The following is a 20327-nucleotide window of genomic DNA, read 5'->3' as shown; positions in this document are numbered from 1 at the left end:
GGGAGCGCAAGCAGTAGTTGCGCGGAACACCGCTGTACGCAGGGCATTCTCAGTGTGCGGACGGGGCGTCGAACACGGCGCCGACGATGTGCTCGGCGATCGCCATGGACGCCGTGGCGGCCGGTGAGGGCGCGTTGCGCACGGCGGTGATCCGGCCGACCTGATGGATGCGGAAGTCGTCCACGAGCGTGCCGTCGGGGTCCAGTGCCTGCGCCCGGACGCCCGCTCCGCCGCGTACGACGTCGGAGACGCCGACACCGGGGACGTACGACTTCGCGTCCTTCATGAAGGCCTTCGCGGACAGTGAGCCGCGGTACTCCTTGATGCCGGTGCGCCAGTGCTGGGCGGCCATCCTCCAGGTGCCGGGGTACGCGGCGAGCCCGGCGAGGTCCTTCACCGAGAAGCGGCCGAGCTTGTAGCCCTCCCTGGCCAGGGCGAGGACGGCGTTCGGGCCGACCTCCACGCTGCCGTCGACCCGCGGGGTGAAGTGCACGCCGAGGAAGGGGTAACGGGGGTCCGGCACCGGGTAGACGAGCCCGCGCACCAGGTGGGTGCGCTCCGGTTTGAGGAGCATGTACTCGCCCCGGAACGGGATGATCTTCGGTTCCTTCTTGTCCTGCGCGAGCTTCGCCACGGCGTCCGAGTGGAGCCCCGCGCACAGGATCAACCGGCTTACCCGGACGCGCTGTTGGCCCGAGGCGACCTCGATGCCGCCCGGCACATTGGTGATGGAGTCGACCGGGAAACCGAGTCGCACCTCACCCCCGGAGGCCTCGATGTCCTTGGCGAACTCCCGCGCGATCGCCGGGTAGTCGGTGATCGCGGTGCGCGGGGAGTGCAGGGCCGCGATGCCGCCGGCGTGGGGCTCCAGCTCCTTGATCTCCGCCTGGGAGATCCTGCGGAGTTCGGGCACGTGGTTGTTACTGGCCCGCTCGTAGAGGTTCTCCATCCGGCCCAACTCGTCCTGGCGTACGGCCACTACGAGCTTGCCGATCTCGTCGTACGGCAGCCCGCGGTCCTGGCAGTACTCGCGCAGGATGGCCACGCCGCGTACGCACAGGTCGGCCTTGAGGCTGCCCGGCGCGTAGTAGATGCCGGCGTGCACGACACCGGAGTTGTGGCCGGTCTGGTGAACGGCGACCTCAACTTCCTTCTCCAGGACCACGACCCGGGTGCCGGGGCGGCGCAGGGCGATCTCACGGGCGGTGGCGAGGCCCACGATGCCGGCGCCGACGATGCCGATCGTCTCGTCAGCCATCGGCATCCTCCTCTCTCTGTCTCACCGGCTTGCTCAAGGGCCGTAGTGGATGGCGACGGTCTTGACGCGGGTGGAGAAGCGCAGGACCTCGTCGCCCTGCTCCTTGTAGCCCGTGCCGGAGTCGTGGAAGCCGCCGAAGGGCAGGTGCACGTCCCAGCCGGGGGTGGTGGCGTTGACGGCGATCTGCCCGCACTCGGCCTCGTCCGCGAAGCGGTACGCGGAGGCGAGGTCCCGGGTGAACACGGCGGCGGCCAGGCCGAATGGGGAGTCGTTCACGGCTTCCACCGCCTGCCCGAAGTCGTCCACGGCGCGTACCGCGAGGACCGGTCCGAAGACCTCATCGCGCCAGATCGCCGTCTCGGCGGTGACGTCGGCGAGCACGGTCGGCTGGACGAAGCAGCCGTGCGCGTGATCCCCCTCGGTGTCCGCCGCGCCGCCGGTGAGGACGGTGGCGCCCTGCTCGACGGCGCCCGCGAGATGGGCGACGACGCTGTCGCGCTGCTTGGGGCTGGAAAGCGGGCACAGGGTGGTCGCCGGGTCGCTGCCCGGGCCGACCTTCAACGCCTCGACCTCGGCGACCAGGAGCCGGGTGAACTCGTCGTAGACCGACCGTTCCACGACGACCCGGCTGGTGGCGGTGCAGCGCTGTCCGGCCTGTCCGAAGGAGGCCGCTACGACGGTCTTCGCGGCGAACGGCAGGTCGGCGTCCTTGAGCACCACCGAGGCGTTCTTGCCGCCGAGTTCGCCCTGGAAGCGGACGTTGCGGTCGGCGAGACGGCGGCGGATACGGCCTCCGACCTCGTTCGAGCCGGTGAAGGTGATGCCGACGATGCGCGGGTCGTCGAGGAGCGCCTCCTCGATCTCGGCGGTGCGGCCCGTGACCACGTTCAGGACCCCGGCCGGCAGTCCGGCGTCGTGCAGGGCGCGGGCGAAGTGCAGGCCCGACAACGGTGTCTCGGTGGCCGGCTTGAACACGGCCGCGTTGCCGGTGGCGAGCAGCGGGGCGAGCTTGCGGGCCGGGGTGATCAGCGGGTCGTTCCAGGGGCTGATCACGAGGATCACGCCGATCGGTTCGCGCTGGGTGTGCACGCGGGTGTTCGGGCGGGCGTCGTGCAGGAGGGTGCCGTAGCCCTGGCGGGCCAGGCCCGCGTAGTAGTCGAGGAAGTCGGCGGCCTTGAGGGTCTCGCCGCGGGCCTCGGCGCCGGTCTTGCCGTTCTCGGCGGTGACATCGGCGGCGATCTCCTCGACCCGCTCGCGGATCAGCTTCGCGGCCTCGGTGAAGATACGGGCCCGCTCGAAAGGACTGGTGCGCTTCCATACGGCGAAGCCGCGCTCGGCGTGGTCGTAGGCGCGGGTGACGTCCTTGGCGGCGAGGGCGGGGATGCGCGCGAGGGGGGTGCGGACGTCGGCGGGGTCGTACACCTCGATCCACTCGCCGGTCGCCACCCACTCTCCACCGGAGAGGGTTTCCAGGCTTCGCATGAAGATCACTTCCTTCGTCCGCCGCGGTGCGGGTCCGCGGTCTGCACAGTCAGCGGCCACAGTGGGCCGAATGCGACAACACACCATGTGAGGGCGGTGCCACCAGCCCCGCGATGGCAGGCATTGCTTGCGCCGCGCGCAGGTCGGCGGAGGGTTGATCCGTGCTGGAATCGGCAGGCCGGACGGCAGGTGCCACGCCGCCGGGAGCCGAGGATCCACTGAGGATTCGATAGAGGATTCGTTGAGGAGAGACACGACATGGCCTACGCAGTCATCGCCCGTTACTTCTGCGAGCCCGCCGACGAGGCCACGGTGCGCGCCGCGTTGCTGAAGGCGCGCGAGCAGACCCGTGCCGAGCCGGCGAACCTGGCGTACGAGGTGCACGCAGAGGCGGATGTGCCGGGGAGTTTCGTGCTGTACGAGCAGTACGCCGACCGGGCCGGTTTCGACGCGCACAAGGCGGCGGACCATTTCAACGAGCTGATCGTGCAGACGATTTGGCCGCTGCTGACCGAGCGCAAGGTGACGTTCGCCGAGGTCCTCTGACGGACCTTGCTGGGAAGCGCGGTGCCGCGCTTCCCAGCTCGCGCGTCAGAACTCGTTGCCCCAGACGTACCGAGCCACCGTCTCCACCAGCTCGACCTTCCGCCGCTGCTGCTCGGCGCTCAGCAGCGGCCGGCTCGCCACGTCGGCGAAACCCCGGGACGGCGCTACGGCCCCGTCCTCCAGGTCCTTGAACTCCCCCACCGTGTCGATCCTGGCCATCACCGTGTCGATGTCCTCCAGCGCGGGCACCGTCGCGTCGACGACGCCCAGGCAGAAGTCACGGTCCTCCGGCAGGGCCTTGACCAGGGCGAGTTCGGCCGGGGTGCCCTGGTCGAAGGGCAGGATCCAGCGGTCGGCGCCGATCTCGCCGTAGAGCTTCTCGGCGCGGGACAAATCGAGGGTGGCGGGGGCGACCGGGCCGGGGGCCACCGCGATCCGTACGCCCTCGGGGCGCTCGTCCAGGCGTACCGCGAGGGCGTCGACCGCGAGGGCGTCCTCGAAGGAGAGCGTGCCGGGGTCGGCCGGGTCGGTGGCCAACTGGCCGAGCAGGAGCGGGTTGTTGAGCTGGATCAGGCGTACGCCCTTGGAGACCAGCAGCTCTATCTCGGCGAGGACGATCTCGGCGAGCGCCTCCCCCAACTCCCGTGCGGAGGACGGGCCGTGGCCGGGCCGGAAGGTGGTCGCCGCGAGGTAGGCGGGCGACGGCAGCGCGGCCTTGGGGGCGATCACGGTCAGTTCGGTGAGACGGGCGACCCAGTCCGCGAGCAACGGGCCGTTCGCCTTCGGAAGGGACTCCGCGACCCAGCGCACCAGGCCGTCGGCGTCGGTCTCGTCCGTGCGCCGAAATCCTGACACTCCGTCAAAAACCGCGCTGCGGAAGTCCTCCCGGGGGAAGTCGCCGTCGGTGACGACGGTGGAGCGCAGCTTGCGCTGGAGGACGACCGCGTCCTTGACCGCCTGGAGTTCCGCCTCCTTCAGCGCTTCGGGGTCGCCGGCGGCACGGGCGGCGGTCAGCTCGGCCGGGCGGACCAGGCTGCCGTGGTGGTCGATGCGGTAGTTGAACGTGTCCGCCATGGCTCAGGCGTCCTTTCCGGACGAGGACGAGGTCGAGGAGTCCGGCGCCGAGGTCGAGGCCGGCTGGCCCGCGACTCCCCAGGCGGCGAACTCCAGTTCGTAGCCGAGGGAGGCGAGCACCTCCTCCGCGATCTGCTGGTCCTCGTCGGCGGTGCCGCCGGCGATGCCGAGGCCGCCGATGATCTCGCCGTCCTTCTTGATGGTGAGGCTGCCCTCGGTGGCCATGATCGGCATGGCGGCGCCCGGGAGTTGGGACAGTTGGGAGAAGAAGACCGGCTGGCTCTCCTGCCACTTCTTCAGCATCTTGCCGGGCCGCTGCATGATGGCCGCCGTGTACGCCTTGGCGCGGGCGATGTCCGGGGTGAGCGGGCGGGCGCCGTCCGGGCGGCGGATGGCGATCGGGAAACCGCCCGCGTCCACCACGGCGACGCTGACCGCCTTCCCGATCGACTGGGCGCGCTTGTGGGCGGCGTCGATGATCTCCTCGGCGGCGTCCAGGGTGAGGCTGCTCATGCTGCTTCCTTCGGTGCGGTGAGGGTGCGGCGCAGGTGGGCGACGGCCGCGTTGTACTCGGCGGGCGTCTCCCAGTACATGGAGTGCGGGGCGTCCGGGACGATCTCCAGGTGCGAGCCGGGCAGCAGTTCGTGGGCGCGGGTCACCGTCTTCACGCTGAGCACCGCGTCCTTCTCGCCCGCGAGGAAGGCGACCGTGACGCCGGAGGACCGGATGTCGTCCAGGGAGGGGCCGTCGGTGTCGAGGTTGCGCAGATCCTGCATCCTGGCGACGTTGAACGTGCCCATCTGCTGGAAGAGGAAGGTGAGGTCGGCCCGTTCCTGCTGGAACCGCTTCGTCAACAAGCGGTCGATGACCGGCAGTTTGACGGCCTCGGCGCGGTCGGCGGCGGCGAGTTCCTTCAACTCCGGGTGGCTGATGCCGCCCAGGGAATGGCCGAGCACGACGGAACCGACCCGCCCGGGCCGCAGCAGCCCGGCGCGCAGGGCGGCGACGGAGCCGATGGACTGGCCGACCAGCATGGCGTCGGTCAGGTCCTCTTGGTCGAGGACGGCGACGACGTCACCGGGGAAATCCTGCCCGTCGAACTCGGGCCTGGACGAGTTCGGAGGGGTGGGTGCGTCGGACTTGCCGAAGCCGCGCAGGTCCACGGTGACGACCGTGAACTCCTCGCGCAGCGCGGCCACTTGCTGCCACCAGGCGGCGTGGTGGCCGCCACTGCCGTGCACGAACAGGATCGCCGGACCGCTGCCGTGGCGCTCGTAGTAGATGGAGGTGCCGTCGGAGTCGGCGATGGGCATGGGGGTTAACTCCTGTACGCGCGGGGCTAGTTGGGGCGGCGGCCGTGGAAGACGAGCTCGATCATGGTGTGGTCTGGGTCGTGGATGTAGCAGAACTTCGACTGGTTCTCGGGGCGTTCGATGGGCCGGGTGTGCCGGATGCCCAGATCCTGGAGGTGGGCGAGGAAGTCGTCCCAGTCGTCGACCTCGACGGCGAAGTGATAGGGCGCCATGCGCTCCATCTCCTCGACCGGGGTGAAGTGCAGGTCGAAGTTGCCCCGGGTCATCAGCACCACGCGGGTGTTGGACTTGGGCATGATCCGCTTCATCCCGAAGACCTTCGTGTACCACTCGGCGGTCCGGTCGGGGTCGGTGGTGGGGAAGTTGACGTGGTGGATGTAGCGGGGTGCGCTGCTCATGACGGATTCCCTTCGCTGTGTACGGGGTTGGACAGAACGCCGATGCCGCTGATCTCGATGTCCACGGTGTCCCCGGGTTCGAGTTGGCAGGTGGACTCGGCGCCCATCCACAGCACGTCCCCCGGGTGCATGGTGATGTGCTTGGTGAGTTCGACGATGTGGTCGAAGGGGTCGAAGACCATGTCGCCGGTGGCGAACGAGGCGCGGACCTCCCCGTTCACACGGAGAGTTGTGGTCTGCGCCAGGGCATCGACGTCGGTCTCCATCCAGGGCCCCATCGGCTTGAACGTGTCGCTGTTCTTGCTGCGCCAGAAGGAGCGGTCCTGGTGCTGCCAGGTGCGGGCGCTGACGTCGTTGCCGATCGTCCAGCCGAAGACCGACTTGCGGGCCTCGTCGTAGGACGCGTGCCGCAGGGTGCGGCCGATGACCGCGACGAGTTCGGGCTCGGCCTCGAAGCGGCCCTCGACCTCGGCCGGCTTGACGATGGGTGAACGGTGGCCGGTGAGGGCGTTGTTGGCGCGGTAGCCGACCTCGGGGCGGGCCGGGGTCTCGGCGCGGGCGTGCTCGATGTGCCGCGGGTAGTTCATGCCGACCGCGTAGAACACGGGCGGGACGACGACGGGCAGCCACCGCGCTTCGGCGACCGGCACCGTGCCGATGACAGACGGATCGCCTGCCAGAGGGGACTCGGACAGCAGTTCGATGTCCTCCTCCCCCACGCGGCCCCAGACCGCCCGGCCGCCGACCGCAACGCGCGTGTACCTCATGGCGGTTCAGCCCGCCAGCAGGTGGGAGACGCGCTTGGTGATCAGATAGGCGTCGAGGGCCTCGGGGCCGCCCTCCCTGCCGTAGCCGCTCTCCTTGACGCCCCCGGAAGGGGCCTCCGCGACGGAGCCGCCGCAGTGGTTGAGGGAGAGGATGCCGGCCTCCAGCGCGTCCGAGAGCTTCTCGGCGGTGGCGGCGGACTCGGTGAAGCCGTAGGCGGCGAGGCCGTAGGGAAGGGAGTTGGCGAGCGCCAGGGTCTCGTCCAGGTCGGTGAACGGGACGATCGGCGCGAGTGGGCCGAAGGGTTCCTCGTGCAGCAGTTTCGCGTCCGGCGGTACGTCGGTCAGCACGGTCGGGGCGTAGAAGTAGCCGTCGCGCGCGAGGCGTTGACCGCCGGTGAGCACCTTGGCACCACGTTCCACGGCGTCGGAAACCAGGTTCTCCACGGCGAGCAGTCGGCGCTCGTTGGCGAGCGGGCCCATGGTGGTGTCGGCGTCGAGGCCGTCTCCTACGGTGACCTCCTGTGCCGCCTTCACGAACTCGGCGGTGAAGGTGTCGACGATGCTCTCGTGGACGTAGAAGCGGCTCGGGGAGGTGCACACCTGGCCGGCGTTGAAGAACTTCGCCTGTGCCGCCTTGCGGGCGGACCTCACCGGGTCGGCGTCGGCGCAGACGATGACCGGGGCGTGGCCGCCGAGTTCCATCAGGGTGGGCTTCATGACTTCGCCGGCTTGTGCCGCGAGGAGCTTGCCGACCGGGACGGAGCCGGTGAAGGCGACCAGGCGGATCCGCGGCGAGGGGATCAAGTGGGCGGAGACCTCGGCCGGTTCGCCGAAGACGAGGTTGAGGACGCCTGCCGGGAGTCCGGCGTCGGCGTAGCAGGCCACGAGGGCGGCGGCCGTGGCGGGAGTCTCTTCGGAAGCCTTGATGACGATCGAGCAACCTGCGGAGAGGGCCGAGGAGAGCTTGCGGTTCGGGCCGCCCACGGGGAAGTTCCACGGCACGAACGCGGCGACGGGGCCCACGGGTTCGCGGCGGACGGTGAGGAGGGTGCCGGGTGCGGACGGGATGATCCGGCCGTAGGCGCGGCGGGCGTCCTCGATGTGCCAGCGCAGGGTGTCGGCGGTGCGCAGGGCCTCGGTGGTGCCCTCGCGGAGCGGCTTGCCCTGCTCCTGGGCCATGATCCGGCCGATCTCGGGGGCGCGCTCGGTGATGAGGTCGGCGGCGGCGTGCAGGATCGCGGAGCGCTTGGCGATCGGGGTGGTGCGCCAGGTGCGGAAGCCTTCTGTGGCCGCGTCGAGGGCGCGGTCGAGATCGGCGGTGGTGGCGAGGGGGACTTCGCCGATCACCTTCTCGGTGGCCGGGTTCACGATCGGGGCGGTCCGTCCGGTGCCGCCCTGGCACCACTCGCCCGCGATGTACATGCGGACGGCGGGGTAGCCGTGGTCGGAGGTCATGAGTGGGTGCCCTCTCAGGCTGGGAGGAGAGTCAGGTGGCGGGGGCGTCCTGGTCGCGGTTGGAGCGCAGTGCCCAGATGTGGTGCGGCGGGGTGGTCTCGTGGACCCGGGTCTCGTAGGTGTCGTCGACGCGGTCCATGTCCGCCGCGTACTCGACGCGGCCGCCGCACGGGGCGTGCAGGAAGCGGAAGACGTTCGAGCCGACGGTGTGGCGGCCGAGCTTGCGGGCCTCCCGCCAGCCGCGCTCGATCATGAAGTTGCCGCCCTCGATGACGTCGTCGAAGCCGGGGACCTCGTAGGCGATGTGGTTGACGCCGGCGCGGTCGGGGCGGTGGCACAGCAGCATGGTGTGCTGGTCGTCGTCGCCCGGCGCCTGCATGAAGACGCCCATCGGTTCGACGATGTCGGTGGGCCGGAAGCCGAGCCGCTCGGTGTAGAACGCGACGGCGTCCTCGCGCCCTTCCTTGACGATGTTCAGCGCGACGTGGCACATGCGCAGCGGGAAGGCGCGAGTGAGTGGTTCCAGTGCGGTGTTCCAGCGGTCGACGCTGCCCAGCGCGTTGGCGGGGCGGGGGGTGACGTCCGCGTTCTTCGGGCGGGCCAGGGTGAGTCCGACGCCGAAACCGCTCTCGTCCACGGTGCGGTGGACGCCGTCGGCGCTCTCGTGGACCTTCCGGTCGCGGCCCGCGGCGGCGACCAGCCGGGCCAGTTCCTCCGGGGTGTCGACGCCCCAGACCACCTCGCGGATCGTCGGTCCGGACTCCACCGGCGGCGGCAGCAGGGGGCCGGGCGCGGTGTCCAGGTGGAGAGTCTGCCCGGTGAGTGTCTCGAAGACCGCGTGCTCCTCGGTGCGCTCCAGCAGGAACAGGCCGAAGTCGCCGAAGAAACGGACACATTCGTCTACGTCGTCGATGCCGTAGGTGACCGATTCGATTCTCTGGATTCCCATGGATGCCTCGTTTCGCGGGTCGCCCGGCGAGCCTAGATTTCGGGGCGTGAAGGCCTCAATGGTTGGGGCTCGCCTGAATTCGCAATCGTTTCTTGCGGCTACGAACGGATGGCCGGAATGGGATTCTGTGAGAACCATTCGGCGAGGAAGTCCAGGAACACGCTGACCTTGCGCGGGGTGGCCTGGCCGGGGCCGTAGATGGCGAACAGGGGGCGGTCGGGGACCGCGAGTTCGGGGAGCAGGACCTGGAGGGCGCCGCTCATCAGGTCGTCGTAGGCCGGGCGTTGGGGCAGCAGGGCTATGCCTCGGCCGTGGACGGCGGCCTTCTGTAGGGCGATGTAGGAGTTGGACGAGAAGGCGATGTTGCGGATCTTGTGCAGGGTGCTGGCGTGGCCGTGGCCGATGCGCCAGACCGGGTCGTTGACGTGGACCAGACAGTCGTGGTGGGCCAGGCCGTTGGGTTCGGTGAGCGGGCCGCCGCGCTCCAGGTACTTCTCGGAGGCGCACAGGACGAAGGGCAGCGAGGCGATCTTCTTGAGGCGCACGCTGGAGTCGCGCAGGTCGCGGGTGTGGAAGGCGACGTCGAAGCCGCTGTCCAGGAAGTCGTACGTACGGTCCGACATGCCGCCGAGCTCGAAGCGGACGTGGATCTTGGGGTGGGCGGCGGAGAAGGCGGCGATCGCGTCTCCGAGGTCCAGGCTGCCGATCCACTTGGGGCAGATGATGCTGAGGGTGCCCTCGGCGCGGTCGTGGAGGTGGGAGATGACGGCGTCCTCGGCCTCGATCTCGTCGAGGATGCGGGCCGCGAACTCGGCGTACTTGAGCCCCGGTTCGGTGAGGCTCACCGAGCGGGCGGTGCGGTTGACCAGGCGGACGCCCACCTGTCGCTCCAGCTCGGCGACGTGGCGCGACACCAGCGAGCCCGACGAGCCCAGCTTCTTCGCCGCGCCGCTGAAACTGCCGGCCTGTGCGACGGTGACGAAGCTGTGCATGAGGAGCAGTCGATCCATGATTCCTCCGGAGGCCCACGAATGCCAGGGGTGGGCCCCGGCGGCGGTGCCGGTCGTACGGATGGGTCCGTCCCCGGCCGACATGTCCAGGTCGCGGCTCGACTTGGACATTTGGGCGAGATGACGGACAGCGGCTCGGACAACAATGAGACAGGTGTCGCTCCCGGCACCGGGCTCCGCTACTTCGGGCAGTACTGGGGAGCCTTGCTCAGGTTGTCCTTGGTCACCAACAAAAGAGGAATGTTGGCAATTTTGTCAACCTTCTTCTTGGCCAACAGGCCGACCGCGTTCTTCACCGCGGTCTGTCCTATCGCCATGGCCGAGTTGGCCACGGTGGCGGAGAGCCGTCCGTCCTCGACGGCGGCCAAGCCCTCGTCCGTGCCGTTGGCGGTCACGATCTTCACGTCCTTCTTGCCGGCCGCGTCGAACGCCTTGCGGGCGGCCAGCGCCATGTCCTCGGAGGCGACGAACGCGTACTGCAGGTCCGGGTGGGCCTGGATCATGTTCTCGGCCACGTCCTGCGCCTTCACGGGGTTGAACATGCCCGGCTGGTTCGCGACCACCTTCGCGGTGCTGGGCAGTGCCTTCGTGAAGCCGCCCACCATCAGGTCGGAGGCCGCGCCGGGCGCACCCGCGATCACGCCGACCTCGACGCTCTTGCCGCCCGCGTCCTGCCCGATCCAGCCCGCGTCCAGGGCACCGAGCTTGCCGAGGTCGACGACGGCCGCGCCGAGAATGTCGTTCACGTCGCTGGTGGCCACGGAGGTCAGATAGATCGGGATGTTCGCGGCCTTCGCCTTGGCGATGTCGCCCTTCAGCGCGTCCACGTTGACCGTCTGCACGATCAGCGCGCTGACGTTGCGCGAGGTCATGTCCTCGATGTTGGAGAGTTCGGTGGTGGAATTCTGGTGGGAGTTGGCGGTGAAGACCTTGGCGTTCTGCGTCTTCGCCGTCTGCTCGACCGCCTTCTGGAGACAGCTGTGGAACTCGGTGTCGCCGCCGTTGACGAATCCGAGGGTGACATCGCCCGAACTCCCGCTGTCGTCACTGCTGCCGCAGCCGCTCAGGACGAGAGTGCTGCCGGCGAACGCGGCGAGCACGGCTCTGCGGGAACGGAACGAAATTCTCATGGTGAACCGCCATTCATGGATGCGGGGTGAGTAAGGCCGGTCGACCGCCGATCGAGGGGCGGTCGTCCGACCGGTCAGTGCCGTGCGGAACGTGCCTTGTGCATCTCGTTGGCGATGGCCGCGACGAGCAGCACTCCGCCGACGGAGACCGACTGGTAGTTGCTGGAGACCTGGAGCAGGTTCAGCGCGTTGGCGACCACCCCGAGGAGGACCACTCCGAGGGCGGTGCCGACGACCGTGCCGTAGCCGCCGGCCAGGGCGGTGCCGCCGATGACGACCGCGGCGACGGCCTGGAGCTGGAGGGAGAGTCCGCCGGTGCCGGGGCTGCTGCCGCTGAGCCGGGACAGCAGCATCAGGCCGGCCAGTCCGGACAGGGCGCCGGTGAGGGCGTAGAGCGAGAGCTTGCGGGCGGTGACGTTGATGCCGCTGAGCCGGGCGACGTGCTCGTTGCCGCCGATGGCGAAGGCGTCGCGGCCGAACACGGTGAACCGCATGACCAGGGCGGTCGCCACCAGCACGAGGATCGCCACGACCAAGAGATACGGGACCCCGAGAATCTTGTTGTTGCCGAGGGCGAACATCCTGGTGCCGATGGAGACGCTGACGCTGTCGAGCACGAGAAGGGCGACACCGTCCAGGAGAGTCGCCATCGCCAGGGTCGCGACGAACGGTGCGACATTCGTGAACGTCACGACCACCCCGTTGACCAGACCGATCAGCGTGGCCAGCACGAGCGAGACGACGACGGTGAACGCCGTGGAGTGGCCGTGGGCCAGCAACTGCGCCCCGACCGCGGTCGTCACGGCGACGTTGCTGCCCATGGAGAAGTCCATGCCGCCCGCGGTCATCAGCAGCGTGAGCCCGGCCGCGATCACGGCGACGACGCTGACCTGGCGCAGGATGTTGATGACGTTCGTGTCGGTGGCGAACGAGTCGGTGCGCAGCGAGGTGCCGACGATCACGACGATCAGGACGGCGATCAGGCCGGTGTGCGGGGCACCGCGCAGCGCGGCCAACGAGAGGCGGGGGCGCGGCTTGTCGGGCAGGTCGGAGACGCCGGGGGCGTCGGCAAGTGTCTTGACGCTCACTGCGGTTGACCTCCGAGAGCGGTGGCGACGAGTTCGTCGTGGGTGATGGCGTCGATGTCGTGCTCGGCGACCGTCCGGCCGGCGCTGACGACGACGACCCGGTCGGCGAGGCGCATGACCTCCTCGGCGGAGGAGGAGGCGAGCAGGACGGCGACACCGCGCGAGGCGAGTTCGTCGACGAGGGTGTGGATGTCGGCCATGGCCGCGATGTCGACCCCGTTGGTGGGGTCCTCCAGGAAGCAGGCGACCGGCTCGGTCCCCAGCCATTTGGCGAGCAGCACCTTCTGCTGGTTGCCGCCGGACAGCGCGCCCACGGGCGGGTTGCCGGCGAGGGCGACCACGCCGTAGCTCCTGCGCAACGGGGCGGCGCGGCGAGCGAGTTGGGCACGTCGGTGCAAGCGGCGGCGGGCGAAGCGGTCGTCGGCGAGCATCAGGTTCTCGTCCAGGGACAGCTCCGGGACCAGGCCGAGGGCCCGGCGGTCGCCGGTGACGCAGCGCAGCCCGCTGGCGAGCGAGGCGTGGACCCGTCCGAACGGCACCGGGGTTCCGTCCACGGCGAGGTGGCCGGTGTCGGGGCGGCGGCGGCCGGAGAGCAGGTCGAAGAGGCGCGACTGCGCGTCCCCGGCCGGTCCGAGCACGGCGACGATCTCGCCCCTGCGCACGTCGACGGTGAAGTCCCGCACGGCCCGGCCGTCGGTGAGGCCGTGCACGGTGAGGCCGATCTCGTCCTTGGGGGCGGGTCGTTGGGTCCGCCGGGACACGACGTCCCTGCCGACCATGCTCCGGACGAGTGCGGCGGCGTCGAACTCGGCGGCCGGTGCGCTGCGCACGACGGCTCCGTCCCGCAGGACGGTGACGCGGTCGGCGACGGCCAGCACCTCGTCGATGTAGTGCGAGATGTAGACGACGGCGACGCCCTCGTCGCGCAGGGTGCGGACCAACTCCCTTATCTGCTGGGCCGCTTCGGCGCTCAGACAGGCGGTCGGCTCGTCGAGGATCAGGATGCGGCCGCCGCGCCGGACCTCGCGGGCCACCTCGACCATGGTCTGCTCGGCGACGGTGAGCGAACCGGCGGTCCGGGTCACGTCGATGTCGATGCTGAGGGCCTCAAGCGCCTTGCCCGCCTCGGAGTCGACCGCCTTCCAGTGCACGACGCCGGCCCTGGTCGGCAGGTCGCCCAGCAGTACGTTCTCGGCGACGGTGAGCCCCATCGCCAGTTCCCGGCGCTGGGGCACCGAGGCGATGCCGAGCCGACGGGCCCTGCGCACCGTAAGTCCGTGCTGGGCCTGGCCGTTGACCTCGACGGTGCCCTCGTCGCTCTGGTGGATGCCCGAAAGGACCTGTACCAGCGTGGACTTGCCGGCTCCGTTCATGCCCATCAGCGCGTGGACCTCGCCGGGGTACAGGTCGAGGTCGACGCCCTTGAGCGCGGCGGCGCCACCGAAGTTCTTGGTGACGCCCCGGACGCGAAGTACCGCGTCTCCCCCCGGGGTTGTCACGGCCGTGGCTCGGAGCCGTCGGAGCCGTCGGACCGGCCGGAGGCGACCCGGCCGTAGCCGCGGATGTCCGGGAACGGCGGCTCCTTGTCGGCCTGGAGGTCCACCTGGAAGGTGTTGAGGCACATGCCGAGCATGGTGAAGTTGCCGAGGGCGCCGATGGTGTCGACCAGGCCCTTGGAACCGAAGTGCGCCAGCGCGGCGGCGAAGGTCTCGTCGGTGACGAAGTGGTCGTCGAGGATCTCGCGGCAGAACCGGTAGAAGGCCTGGTCCGCCTCGTTGTCGAAGACGGCTTCGCGCTTCTCGGCGATCGCCTTGACGGCGGCCTCCGGGATGCCGGCCTCGATCGCCTGGTGGACATGGGCGTTCCAGGAGTACTGCGCGTCCCAGTTGCGGGCGGCCATCAGCAGGGTGAGTTCGCTGAGGTGCTTGGGGAGGCTGCTGTCGAAGCGGGCGAACGCGCCGAGGGATTCGGCCCGTTCGCACATCTCCGGGCTGTGCAGCCAGACCCGGAAGGGGCCGCGGACGGCGCCGCGCCGGCCGGCGATGCGGGCGGCCAGTTCCTGCTGGCGCGGGTCCATTTCCTCTTCGGTGAGAACGGGGAGCCTCATGGGCCGATACCTGCCTTTTCTTTCCGGCGCGTTACGTGCACGGTGCGTGAATCCGTGCGATGCGTGCCGACCGTACAGCCGGGTCCGGAAAGCTCACCCCTCTGGAAATGCAAGGTAAAGCTGCACGCCAGAGGGCACCCATTCGCGCGCGAGGGGCCTAACGTCAGGCACCGCAGAAGAGTGTGAGCGGAAAGGAACTCCGGATGACCACGATCATCAAGGTCGCGTCCGTGCCCCTGCTCGACCGGGGCGGTGCCGTCGTGACGACACCCCTCGTCACGACGCCGTCGGCGGGCGGGGAGAACCTGATCACGAGTGGGATGAGCGTGTATCCGGTCGGCTCCGGGGCGCCGTTGCACTCGCACAACTGCGACGAGCACGTGACGATCCTGGAGGGCGAGGCGGAGGTGGTGGTCGACGGCGAGGTGACGAAGCTGGAGCAGTACGACACCACGTACGTCCCCTCGCCGATCCCGCACCTGTTCCGGAACATCGGCGACACCCCGCTGCGCATTTTGTGGGTGTACTCGTCGGGGTACGTCACCCGGACGTTCACGGAGACGGGCAGGACGGTGGAACACCTGTCGGCACAGGACCAGATGGGCTCGGACGACTAGCTCGGGTCACAGATACGCCAGCTCCACCCTGCCGGTGAATCGGCCGCCCACCTGATCGGCGAGCCAATGGGCGCGGGCGGTCTGGAGGCCGTTCCGGTTGCGGACGTGTACGTGGACGGTGTGGTCCTGCGACGGCTCGTCCTGGTAAAGGTCCCGGGAATTCACGGTCAACGTGAGGTACGCGTACTTCTGCGAGATCGACTCCAGTCCCGCTTCGGGAACCTCGGGCCACTCGTCCAGATCCCAGCGGACAGCCGCGGGATCCGGCCCCAGAGCGGCGATGAAGGGCTCGGCACGGTCCAACGGACGGCTCCAGTCGAACACTTGGACAGGCAGGCAGTCCGCAGGGTTGTCGCCGGCCTCCGACGAACCGTGCTCCTTGCCGGCCTTCGCCGACCATGCGAGGCCGGGCAGTACGTGACCTATCCGCGCCAGGACATCCGGCGACCTGATCACGGCTTCGAAGTCGACCACTCCCTGGCTGACGTCCGCCAGTTCCAGCAAGGTACGCACGGCGCGGATCGCTTCGGACAGGTCGGCGGTCGTGAGGACAGCGGCCGCGAGGGAGTTGCTCATCCCGGAACCGTAGACGGGGTTCACCGACCGGAGCGAGCGGATTCTGACCTGCCGCGCATCAGTGGCGTACCGCGCGGGTGGCCGTCCGCCTCGTGGACCCCTGCGCAGTCGGGCGGCCCGAGTGTCGGTCGTGGCCGGGTTCCGAGTCCCGGCGGCGTCACCGCCCTCAACTCCAGCCCGGCCGCGGCGGATTCAGCCATCGCCTCCCCGTAGAACGCGGCCGTGCACAGGCCACCGGGGATCATCAGCCCCGGTACGTCGCACAGACCGACGCCGGCCCCCGCATCCCCTGCGGTGGCCGGCGTCCGGTCCTGTCGATGTGTGCCCCAACTGTCAGTGTGTGCCGACCAGTTCCTGCGGGGCGTTGGTCCGCGCGGCCTGCTTCGAGCTGCGGAGGGCCGCGATGCCGATGAAGACCATCGACGACAGACCGGCGATGGCGAAGGACGTGAAGCCCCAGTCGCCGTTGCCGGAGGCGAGCAGCTGGCCGCCGAGCCACGGGCCGAAGACGGCGCCGAAGCGGCCCATGCCGGAGGTCCAACCGACCGCCGTGGCGCGGTTGTCGGGGGTGGAGCGGATGGAGACCGTCGCGTAGATCATCGTCTGGGCGCTGTTGAGGAAGACGCCGGTGAGGAAGACGACCAGCATCGTCACCGCCTGGTTCATGTGGACACCGAGCAGGAAGACGCCGACCGCGGTGAGCGCGAACCAGATCGCCGAGATGCGCGGAGCACCGAAGCGGTCGGCGGCGCGGCCTGCCGCGAGCATGCCCACGATGCCGCCGAGGTTGAAGACGACGACGAAGGTGAGGGCGTCGGCGAGCGCGTAGCCCTCGGCGCGCATCAGGGTGGGCAGCCAGGTGGCGACGCCGTAGACGAGGAGCAGGCCGCCGAAGGAGGCGAACCAGTACAGCAGGGTCTGGGTCCACTGGCCGCCGCTGAAGAGGTTGCGCAGGGCGTCCCAGCGGTCGGCCGCCGTCTTCTTGCCGGTGGTGGCGGGGAGTTCGACCTCGAAGCGCTCGGCGAGGGCGTGTGCCTCGTCGGCGCGGCCCTTGGCGACCAGGAAGCTCAGCGACTCGGGCAGGAACTTCAGCAGCACCGGGACGAAGAGCAGCGGGAGGACGCAGACCCAGAAGGCTGCGCGCCAACCCACCGGATCCACCAGCCACTTGGCCACGTAGGCGGAGAGGATGCCGCCCGCGTGGTGGGCGGTCATCAGCATGCCGATGGTGAGAGCGGTACGGCCGCGCGGGGCGTAGTCGGAGACCATGCTGATCGCGGTGGGCAGCAGACCGCCGAGGCCGACGCCCGCGAGGGTGCGGCCGAGGCCGAAGACCTCGACGCTGCCGGAGACCGCGCAGATGCCGGAGGCGAGCGAGAAGAGCGTCACGCAGCCGATCATCAGCTGCTTGCGGCCGATCCGGTCCGCGACCGTGCCCGCGGTGAGGGCGCCCACCAGCATGCCGAAGGTGGCGTAACTGCCGAGGTCGCCGGCCTGGTCCGGGGTGAGACCGAAGGTCTTCGTCTCCAGCAGGTGCGGGAGCACCGAGCCGTAGATGAACATGTCGAGGCCGTCGAAGAGGACGGCCAGCCAGCACAGGCCGATGACCAGCAGGGCCAGTCGGCTGCCGCGGGCGGACAGAGCGGGGGACGGGGAGGGGGAGGAAGACATCGTTGGTTACCTCTCGTGCTTGGTGCGCCAGACGCTAAGGAGTCACCCCCCGGATAGTCAACGTTTTTGTCAACAATCTCATCGACAATCGCGTGAGGGTGACTCCGATGACTCTCGCGCGCCGCTCAGGCGACCGGCGGAGTCCCGTGCGTATGGAAGGACTCGATGGTCTTCAGGCCCCAGGCCTGCCCCTTCTTCCGCTCCTCCTCGGTCCAGGTGATCAGCGGCCAGTCGGGCGCCAGGACGAGTCGGGTGAGCGGGTTGCACAGCTCGATGCGGTTGCCGCCGGGTTCGTAGACGTAGAGGAAGAACGTCTGCTGGATGGCGTGCTTGTGCGGGCCCGTCTCGATGAACACGCCTGTGTCGATGGCGAGATCGGCCGCGCGCAGGATGTCCTCGCGGGTGTCGGTCGCGAAGGCGATGTGGTGCAGCCGCCCGGTCGAGCCGGTCCAGTCCTCGGTGTAGACGACGTCGTACGACTTGTTCGTGTACGTCAGCCAACGTGCCGCGATCCGGCCGCTGTTGAGCCGGATCTGCTCCGTCGGCCTTGCTCCCAGCACCTGTTGCTGGAACTCGGCACTGGAAAGGACATCCGCGGCGAGGAAGTTGATGTGGTCCAGGCGCCGTACGCCGACGCCCTGGTTGGGCTTGGCCTGCGGCTGGTTCTTCAGCGCCGGTTTCAGCCCGTCGGGGGCCTCGTAGTACTCGCTCTCCCAGTAGAGGGCGTGCTCGTGGCCGTCCGGGTCGGTGGTGACGTAGAGCTTGCCGAGGCCGGGTTCGTCCTCGACCCACCTGCCGGTGCCACCCGCCTCCTCGATCGCCTTGATACGGCGCTGGAGGGCCTCCTCGCTGGAGGTGCGCAGGGCGAGCCGGCCGAGGCCGGGCTGTTCGCGGGCGGTGAGTACCAGGCTGTGGTGCTCGTAGTCGTCGTAGGTCCGGAGGTAGACGGTGTCGCCGTCCCGGCCGTTGACGGTGAGGCCCAGGTAGTCGGTGAAGAAGGCGACACTGGCGTCCAGGTCCGGGGTGAAGAGCTGGGCGTGGCCGATATGGGCGATGTCACCGAGCGGCGGAGCCATCGTTGCCTCCAAGGGAGCGTGCGGGTGCGGGGGGCGAGACGGCGGGCCGGGGGAAGACCGTGCCGTCGAAGATCTTTCGTGCGGTGCGGACGACCGCGGTGCCGCGGACCACGGGAGCGGACCCTGCGGATCCGACCTCGACGCTAGTTTCGATGTCCAGGAATCCGCTGGGATGCTCGATGCGAATTCGGTCACTTTGCGCGGATACGGTGGCAATGCCCTCCCCCACTCCGCCGGGGACGAGGAGCCCCGCCGCCACGCTCGCGGCGCCGAGGACACCGATGGACGTGTGGCAGCGCACGGGAATGAACGTGCGGGTCGTCACCGCGCCGCCGTCCGTGGGCGGCGCCAGCAGGCTGAGCTTGGGGATCGTGGTGTGTTCGACGTCACCCAGACCCATCAGCTTCCCGGCCGCCAGCCGGATCTCCCGGAGGCGCTCGGTGAGAACGGGGTTCTCCTCCAGGTCACCGGGCGTCTCGTATCCCGTGACGTCCAGTGCGGCGGCGGGGATCAGGACGACCGGCATGCCGTTGTCGACGCACGTCACCTCGGTGCCGGCGATCACGTCACGGACCCGGCCGGTCGGCAGCAACGGGCTCGCGCCCTGCGGGAATTCGATCACCACCGGCGCGGCGGTACCGGGCACGCCCGAGATCTCGGCCGTACCGGAGTAGTCGACCCGTCCGCCCGGGGTGGGGAAGCGCGCGATCGCGAGTTCCCCGGTGTTGAGCATGCGGATGCGGACGGAGGTCTCGCCGTCACCGGGGGCCACGAGCCCCCGCTCCACGGCGAACGGGCCTATTCCGGCGAGGATGTTCCCGCAGTTCTGACGATCCGTCACCTCGGGGCGGTCCACGGCGACTTGCAGGAACAGGTAGTCGACGTCGGCCTCGGGGTCGGCCGAGACGGAGACCACGCCGACCTTGCTGGTGAGCGGGTGGGCGCCGCCCAGGCCGTCGATCTGGCGCGGGTCGGGGCTGCCCATGACGCGCAGCAGCAGGTCGTCGCGGTCGGCCGGATCGGCGGGGAGGTCCTCGGCCAGGAAGTAGGCGCCCTTGGAGGTGCCGCCGCGCATCAGCATGCAGCGCACCTCCGCGGGCCCGGTCACGACCCGGCTCCGGTGTACTCCTCGTACGAGCGGTACTCGACGCCGAGTTGCTTGAGGGTGTCGCGCAACCCGTAGCGGTCCAGGCCGAGTTGGCCCTCCAGGAAGGCGGCGCGGGTGGCGGCCTCCTTGGCCTCGCGGGCCTCGGACCTCTCGGCGGTCTCGCGGGCCTTCTCGCGCGGGACGACCACCACGCCGTCGTCGTCGGCGACGATCACGTCACCGGGGCGGACGACCTGGCCGTCGATCGCGATCGGCACGTTGACCGAGCCGCCGGTGGCCTTGACTGTGCCCTGGGAGGAGACGGCGCGGGACCAGGCGGCGAAGCCCATGTCGCGCAGTTCCTGGGTGTCGCGGATCCCGGTGTTGAGGACGACTCCGCGCACCCCGCGCTGCTGGAGTGCCGTGGCGAAGAGTTCGCCGAACAGGCCGTCCGTGCACGGGGAGGTGGTGGTGACGACGAGGATGTCGCCCGCGCCGCACTGCTCGACGGCCGCGTGGATCATGAGGTTGTCGCCGGGCCAGCTCAGCACGGTGACGGCGGTGCCGGCGACCCGGACTCCCTGCTGGACAGGGCGGATTGACGGACCGAGCAGGCCGGTGCGGCCCATGGCCTCGCCGACGGTGGCCACGCCGAAGGCACTCAGCGCCTCGACGTCCTGGGCGTCCGCCTTCGGGGGGTTGGTGACGATGACTCCGCCCATG

At 69.7% G+C, this 20327-nt stretch carries 21 protein-coding genes; 2 read left to right on the top strand and 19 right to left on the bottom strand.

Annotation, left to right across the window (positions count from 1 at the left end; genetic code table 11):
* Positions 1-49: 49 nt before the first annotated feature.
* Together lhgO and ACIRRY_RS23495 are read right to left on the bottom strand one after the other, a co-directional pair.
* Complete coding sequence (gene lhgO / locus ACIRRY_RS23500; RefSeq protein ID WP_403975910.1) at positions 50-1258, bottom strand: L-2-hydroxyglutarate oxidase; 1209 nt, start codon at positions 1256-1258, stop codon at positions 50-52.
* A gap of 33 nt (positions 1259-1291) precedes the next feature.
* Positions 1292-2740 carry an aldehyde dehydrogenase family protein gene (locus tag ACIRRY_RS23495; RefSeq protein ID WP_403975907.1) on the bottom strand — a complete coding sequence of 483 codons (1449 nt, stop codon included), beginning with the start codon at positions 2738-2740 and terminating at the stop codon, positions 1292-1294.
* A gap of 258 nt (positions 2741-2998) precedes the next feature.
* On the opposite strand from ACIRRY_RS23495, the gene ACIRRY_RS23490 reads away from it, so the two are divergent.
* Positions 2999-3286 carry a putative quinol monooxygenase gene (locus ACIRRY_RS23490; protein ID WP_403975905.1) on the top strand — a complete coding sequence of 96 codons (288 nt, stop codon included), beginning with the start codon at positions 2999-3001 and terminating at the stop codon, positions 3284-3286.
* Positions 3287-3331: 45 nt separating this feature from the next.
* Here the strand turns inward: ACIRRY_RS23490 and ACIRRY_RS23485 are convergent, their stop codons facing one another.
* The 12 genes from ACIRRY_RS23485 to ACIRRY_RS23430 all read right to left on the bottom strand — a co-directional run bounded on the left by ACIRRY_RS23485 (position 3332) and on the right by ACIRRY_RS23430 (position 14547).
* Complete coding sequence (locus ACIRRY_RS23485; protein WP_403975903.1) at positions 3332-4360, bottom strand: methionine synthase II (cobalamin-independent)-like protein; 1029 nt, start codon at positions 4358-4360, stop codon at positions 3332-3334.
* Between the two features lie 3 nt (positions 4361-4363).
* Positions 4364-4873, bottom strand: coding sequence for a heme-binding protein (locus ACIRRY_RS23480; RefSeq protein ID WP_403975900.1), 510 nt, complete (start codon positions 4871-4873; stop codon positions 4364-4366).
* A complete protein-coding gene (locus ACIRRY_RS23475; RefSeq protein WP_403975897.1) occupies positions 4870-5673 on the bottom strand; it encodes an alpha/beta fold hydrolase in 804 nt (267 codons plus the stop codon). Before ACIRRY_RS23475 ends, ACIRRY_RS23480 begins: the two co-directional genes overlap by 4 nt.
* 26 nt (positions 5674-5699) lie before the next feature.
* A complete protein-coding gene (locus ACIRRY_RS23470) occupies positions 5700-6071 on the bottom strand; it encodes a VOC family protein (RefSeq protein ID WP_403975894.1) in 372 nt (123 codons plus the stop codon).
* Positions 6068-6838: a fumarylacetoacetate hydrolase family protein gene (locus tag ACIRRY_RS23465; RefSeq protein WP_403975892.1), complete on the bottom strand. Its 771-nt coding sequence runs from the start codon at positions 6836-6838 to the stop codon at positions 6068-6070. Before ACIRRY_RS23465 ends, ACIRRY_RS23470 begins: the two co-directional genes overlap by 4 nt.
* A 6-nt stretch (positions 6839-6844) precedes the next feature.
* The gene (locus ACIRRY_RS23460; protein ID WP_403975889.1) at positions 6845-8293 is read right to left on the bottom strand and encodes an NAD-dependent succinate-semialdehyde dehydrogenase; all 1449 of its coding nucleotides are present in this window, start codon (positions 8291-8293) and stop codon (positions 6845-6847) included.
* Between the two features lie 31 nt (positions 8294-8324).
* Positions 8325-9242 (bottom strand): VOC family protein, encoded by a 918-nt coding sequence (locus ACIRRY_RS23455; protein WP_403975887.1) that lies wholly within the window; start codon positions 9240-9242, stop codon positions 8325-8327.
* 98 nt (positions 9243-9340) lie between these two features.
* The gene (locus ACIRRY_RS23450) at positions 9341-10252 is read right to left on the bottom strand and encodes a LysR family transcriptional regulator (protein WP_403976391.1); all 912 of its coding nucleotides are present in this window, start codon (positions 10250-10252) and stop codon (positions 9341-9343) included.
* A 179-nt stretch (positions 10253-10431) separates the two neighbouring features.
* Positions 10432-11382 carry a sugar ABC transporter substrate-binding protein gene (locus ACIRRY_RS23445; RefSeq protein WP_403975884.1) on the bottom strand — a complete coding sequence of 317 codons (951 nt, stop codon included), beginning with the start codon at positions 11380-11382 and terminating at the stop codon, positions 10432-10434.
* Positions 11383-11456: 74 nt separating this feature from the next.
* On the bottom strand, positions 11457-12470 hold the full coding sequence (locus ACIRRY_RS23440; protein ID WP_403975882.1) for an ABC transporter permease: 1014 nt from the start codon (positions 12468-12470) through the stop codon (positions 11457-11459).
* A complete protein-coding gene (locus ACIRRY_RS23435; protein ID WP_403975878.1) occupies positions 12467-13969 on the bottom strand; it encodes a sugar ABC transporter ATP-binding protein in 1503 nt (500 codons plus the stop codon). The genes ACIRRY_RS23440 and ACIRRY_RS23435 overlap by 4 nt, the downstream gene beginning before the upstream one ends.
* The gene (locus ACIRRY_RS23430; protein WP_403976389.1) at positions 13966-14547 is read right to left on the bottom strand and encodes a carboxymuconolactone decarboxylase family protein; all 582 of its coding nucleotides are present in this window, start codon (positions 14545-14547) and stop codon (positions 13966-13968) included. The genes ACIRRY_RS23435 and ACIRRY_RS23430 overlap by 4 nt, the downstream gene beginning before the upstream one ends.
* Positions 14548-14780: 233 nt before the next feature.
* On the opposite strand from ACIRRY_RS23430, the gene ACIRRY_RS23425 reads away from it, so the two are divergent.
* Positions 14781-15194, top strand: coding sequence for a cupin domain-containing protein (locus ACIRRY_RS23425; RefSeq protein ID WP_403975876.1), 414 nt, complete (start codon positions 14781-14783; stop codon positions 15192-15194).
* Between the two features lie 6 nt (positions 15195-15200).
* Here the strand turns inward: ACIRRY_RS23425 and ACIRRY_RS23420 are convergent, their stop codons facing one another.
* The 5 genes from ACIRRY_RS23420 to ACIRRY_RS23400 form a co-directional block, all read right to left on the bottom strand.
* Positions 15201-15770 (bottom strand): hypothetical protein, encoded by a 570-nt coding sequence (locus ACIRRY_RS23420; RefSeq protein WP_403975874.1) that lies wholly within the window; start codon positions 15768-15770, stop codon positions 15201-15203.
* 333 nt (positions 15771-16103) lie between these two features.
* A complete protein-coding gene (locus ACIRRY_RS23415) occupies positions 16104-17441 on the bottom strand; it encodes an MFS transporter (protein ID WP_403975871.1) in 1338 nt (445 codons plus the stop codon).
* 125 nt (positions 17442-17566) lie between these two features.
* Entirely contained in the window at positions 17567-18517 is a 951-nt protein-coding gene (locus tag ACIRRY_RS23410; RefSeq protein WP_403975868.1) for a catechol 2,3-dioxygenase, read from the bottom strand.
* Positions 18498-19625, bottom strand: coding sequence for a 4-oxalomesaconate tautomerase (locus tag ACIRRY_RS23405; protein WP_403975866.1), 1128 nt, complete (start codon positions 19623-19625; stop codon positions 18498-18500). Before ACIRRY_RS23405 ends, ACIRRY_RS23410 begins: the two co-directional genes overlap by 20 nt.
* A complete protein-coding gene (locus ACIRRY_RS23400; protein ID WP_403975863.1) occupies positions 19622-20326 on the bottom strand; it encodes a 4-carboxy-4-hydroxy-2-oxoadipate aldolase/oxaloacetate decarboxylase in 705 nt (234 codons plus the stop codon). Before ACIRRY_RS23400 ends, ACIRRY_RS23405 begins: the two co-directional genes overlap by 4 nt.
* Position 20327: the final 1 nt, after the last annotated feature.

Source organism: Streptomyces sp. NPDC101776, from assembly GCF_044766845.1.
In the GTDB taxonomy this organism is placed as follows: Bacteria; Actinomycetota; Actinomycetes; order Streptomycetales; family Streptomycetaceae; genus Streptomyces.
Note: the sequence above shows the minus strand (reverse complement) of the source record. Positions and strands in the feature narration are given on the sequence as shown.